This is a genomic window from uncultured Subdoligranulum sp. (assembly GCF_937890665.1).
In genome coordinates this window covers 1-4,427 of sequence record NZ_CALADU010000132.1, presented here as the reverse complement: position 1 = coordinate 4,427, position 4,427 = coordinate 1, and the positions used below count along the sequence as shown (strand labels likewise).

4 protein-coding genes are annotated in these 4,427 nt (G+C 41.2%); all 4 read right to left on the bottom strand.

The features are described from left to right. Positions 1–1,002, bottom strand: a 1,002-nt coding sequence (locus tag Q0526_RS07855; protein ID WP_298732283.1) for a hypothetical protein, incomplete at its 3' end; no start/stop codon positions are given. A 4-nt stretch (positions 1,003–1,006) separates the two neighbouring features. Then, a complete protein-coding gene (locus Q0526_RS07850; protein ID WP_298732282.1) occupies positions 1,007–2,008 on the bottom strand; it encodes a glycosyltransferase in 1,002 nt (333 codons plus the stop codon). Positions 2,009–2,042: 34 nt separating this feature from the next. Continuing rightward, on the bottom strand, positions 2,043–3,323 hold the full coding sequence (locus tag Q0526_RS07845) for a glycosyltransferase family 4 protein (protein ID WP_298732284.1): 1,281 nt from the start codon (positions 3,321–3,323) through the stop codon (positions 2,043–2,045). An 18-nt stretch (positions 3,324–3,341) separates the two neighbouring features. Continuing rightward, positions 3,342–4,427, bottom strand: a 1,086-nt coding sequence (locus tag Q0526_RS07840; protein ID WP_298732281.1) for a glycosyltransferase family 1 protein, incomplete at its 5' end; no start/stop codon positions are given.

The window sequence follows — 4,427 nt, the reverse complement described above, 5'->3', positions numbered from 1 at the left end:
GAATGAGATAATCATTGCGTAATAAGTAAATGTAAAGGACACAAAACTGTATACAAAAGCGAAAATCGAAAGTGAAACAACAAATTTACGATAGAAGCTCAAAGAAGTATAACTCTTCATCGAAGAAGAAGCATTGTTTATTTTTTTTATAGACATAAATGAAAAGATAAATACAAAAACAACAATTAATTTGTAATAAAACATTAATTTAGGAGTATATGATGTATTGACTTGATCTTCGCTAAAATAAAGCCAGACTTTAGTTGCCATGCCACCTATGTAAGGAATAAGCAACTTTGCCAATATGGGTACAAAAGCACTGCCTAAGCCACAAAGAACGAAAGTCAATAAATCTGACTTCTTAGCCAGCAAAATACAAATTAAATACACAAGAACAATAAGTGAAAGTCCAATATGAAACATGCAAGCACATACAACAAAGAGCAAAGACAGTAGTCTATTGCGCTTAATAAACGTCAGACGAATTAAGCCAACCAGAAGAACCGAAGAACCAAGGCAAAAACGTATATTCGATAATAAGCCCGTAGTAAAATCAAGAGAAGAAATAACTAAAGCTAGAGCAAAAGTAACGGCATACGGCGAAAGACAAATTTTCTGCATTATCAAACTTGTATAAAATAAGCATGTCATAAAAATAAAGACAGATACAAATTTTACTAATTCATAATCACCAGTCTTTCCAATTAGGTAAAGATAAACTCCTGATAAAGGCGAGGTTTGGTAACTATTACCAAGAAGAAAGCTCAGGCCATGCGCCTGAGACAAGCTTATCTCAGAAATGATACGTCGATAATCATTATCAATCCCCCCAGTTCCGTGTGAACAATAACCGAGAACAGAAAAAGCAAAACTTGTTAATAGATATACAAGAGAAATTGCATAGATATATATATATTTATACTGTCGGAAAAAAAATATCACACTAACTTGTAATAAAAAAGAAAATAAGAAGACGAGGAAAAAAGGAACGGAAAGAAGCATCGTCTCAAACCCTTTTATTTCTTAAATTAGATATAGAAACCATTATGCGAAGTAAACCAAGTCTAATAAATATTAATTTAACAATATTTAATGTTGAAACTCCAGCCAATCCTATATTATTAATTTGATGCCCGATCTCTCGTTTGACATTCTTAGTTTCATTTCGATATACAGCATCAGGAGAGTCTTTTTTATTTTGATATAGAATAAATAAGAAATTAATTAAATATTGTATAAACATATTTACAGCATCGGTATATAACTCAGGATATAGCTGCCTCAAATCCCTTGTCAACTGTTCTAAATTATCTTTGCAATCATGAATGAATTTTATATTCTTCGAAGCAAGGATTGACCCGGATCTTACTCTATAGAAATAGCATGCCTCGTCTAGGAAAGCTATCCGGGAGGCGCCTCCCCAGATCAAATACGTTGTCGCAAGGTCTTCCATAACTTTACCTTGGGGAAAATAAACTTTCCCTTTTAATAAACTTGCTCTTGACATATAGGACCAGGCATAGTTAGGTAATCTCATAAGTAAGATTTGTTTGATTGCATCCCGAGGAGAAAGTGTTTTTTCCTTAGGAAACAGCTCTTTATATCGAGAATCAGTACATTCCTTACCATTTTCAGAAACATTATTGAATCTGAATACACAAACATCACTATCTGTCTGGCTCATTACCTCTATGCAATGAGAGACAAGATCAGGTCCAACCAAATCGTCTGAATCAACAAACAGAATGTAATCACCAGATGAAACATCTATGCCACTATTACGAGCGCCCGATAGCCCTCTGTTTTCTTGATGGATGACTCGAATTCTACCATCTCTGAGGGACCACAAATCGCAGATTTCAGAAGAGCCATCGTCAGAACCATCGTCAATAAGGATAATCTCAAGGTTACGATAGCTCTGCTTAACAATTGACTCAATACATTTATTAAGATAAGGCTTAACGTTATATACAGGAACAATAACTGAAACAAGTAAGCATTTTCCCATTTTCATTCCCTAGATTAAACGATTCTTATACATTTTAGTTATTGCTCAAGATTTTGCAAAGCTCATCAAAGTAAAACGACTCAGAAAAACGATGTCCTCGTTCATAAGCAGCTTCTCCCATCTTGAGACGCAACTCTGGGTTAGTTCCCAATTGCAACATACGCTTAGCTAAGTTCGAAACAAGTTGATCATCACGGGACACAATAAAAGAACCATCACACAGAGCATATTCCGAAATGCCACCAGACTTGGTAGTAATCAGCGGTTTCCCAGAGACCAGGCTTTCAATCACTGCCAGTGGCGCCGGATCATCCCAAATGCTGGGCAGCACGCATACATCAGCTATCTCATACAGGGCAGGCATATCGTCGTAGCCAACAAAACCAGTGAATACAATCTTCCCTTCAACTTTAGGCTGGGAGGCAAGATCATGAAGTTTCTGTTCAAAGGGACTCCTAATGGTCGAGTTGAAGAAGAATGCACCAGCAACAACTAACTTCACACGAGGAACTTGATCCGCGACCTGCACAAAAGCTTCTAGCAATTCTTCAGCACCCTTTTCCGGGGTAAGGCGCCCGGAAAACAGGAACACAATATCACCATCACTGATTCCGTATTTCGCACGGAAAGCTTTGGCCTTATGCTTTGCCTCATCAGATCCAAAACGGCTAGTGTCAACACCATTGCGCCACACAGCCTTCTGCTCAGGTTTGAGTCCGTCCTCGCCATGCTCGCGAAGGAACTTGTCAAGCGTGTTCACAATGTAATTAGAGACACCAAGTACCTTCTTGACTTGGGCAATCTCGTGCTTACAGCCGAAGTCATTGGTCACTTCATTGTGCAGGTGGTAATATACCTTGTCTGCATAACGTTCAGCATTGCCGTACTTCTGCATGGGCATGAACAATGTGGGATGATTTTCGATCATGACCTTATCGAATGGCGCTTGGCCGTTCGTATCATCTTTACTCAGCGCTTTGGCCACCTTGTGGATGTACCACAAACGTTGCGCGATATACCGGTAGCTCATGAGTTTCTTCTTGCGAAGAATATATTTCGCGGCCCAGTAAATGCACCGATCGGCAGCCTTTACTAGCATTGGCGTTTTGATAAAGCGAAAATCAGTATGTTGAAAAGCACCATCACGAATGACTTTATCAACACCAGGTGCCCAGGAAGAGAAAACCGTGAACTCAAAATTCGTGGTCTTCTCATTCTCTCGGACCATCATCATGTCCAACGCTTCGACCGCGCCACCAAGCACGTTAGGAACCGGCAAGTAACCGGAAGTAATAACAGCAACACGTGGATTCATCTTCACTTCCCGTTCCTCTTATTTGCAGATAAATGATTCATATTTTTTTACCAAGCTGTTTGCACATCGTTGGATATCGTATTCTTCGATGTCACCGCTAATTTGATCTGAGCGCTTCGAGGAATGCAAGTTTGACAGCGTTTCAATCCAAGGCTTTACATCAGTAATCTGCAGAAAATAGGAGCTAGCGGTTACATCCGCTTCCGAAGGAACAACATCGGACAGCAAGCAAGGCAAATCCGCGACCTGAGCTTCAACAGCAACTATGCCCAATCCTTCATAAAGACTGGGAAGACAGAACGCATCGAACGCCTGGTATAGACGATTGACATCCGAGCGTTGACCGAGGAACAGCACATGATCAGCCATACCGAGTTCTTCAACATGTTGTTGAACCGCAGGCTTATCAGGACCATCACCGACGAAGGCGAGCATGGCATCAGGGCGTTTAGGAAGCAGCCCCATAAGCACATCAACCAGAAACGTCTGATTCTTCTGTGGCATGAAACGTCCAACATGACCGATCAGGAACGTATCATCCGAAATGCCGAGCTCTTTACGTGTTTGTTTACGCGTTTCAGCATTAAAACGGAATTTATCCAATTCGATAGCATTAGGAATCACGGTAAAATCCGCATTTTTGCCAAATAACCATTTTCCTGCATAACGACTGCATGCAAAACGAACCGTTGGATACACATTGGCGAACGGACGCAACACAAGTTTCATCACGTTCTTCGCGAACTCGCCTTTGCCCATAGTTGAATGAGAATGCGCGATACGCACCGGCACTCCAACCTTCTTCGCCGCCGATAGCGGGAACACGCTCAACGTATTGATATTGCTGTGCACAATCGGCCACTGCTGTTCACGCATAAGACGAATCAGCTCACGACGGTAGCGAATCGGATGCTGGTACGGCGGTATGCGGAATACACGACCTCCTAAGGCGATGATTTCCTCTTCGGGAACACGCGTGGAATCCTCGTCGACAAGGAAATCGAACTGCACTTTACTGCGGTCGATGTGGCGGTAGTAATTCATCACTACCGCCTCAACACCACCGCCAACCATTTTACCAACAATTTGGGCCACCCGAATCGG

Excerpts from the sequence above, each read along its gene's own strand:
- Q0526_RS07845 (WP_298732284.1), bottom strand. The coding sequence starts at position 3,323 with ATGAATCCACGTGTTGCTGTTATTACTTCCGGTTACTTGCCGGTTCCT.
- Q0526_RS07850 (WP_298732282.1), bottom strand. The coding sequence starts at position 2,008 with ATGGGAAAATGCTTACTTGTTTCAGTTATTGTTCCTGTATATAACGTT.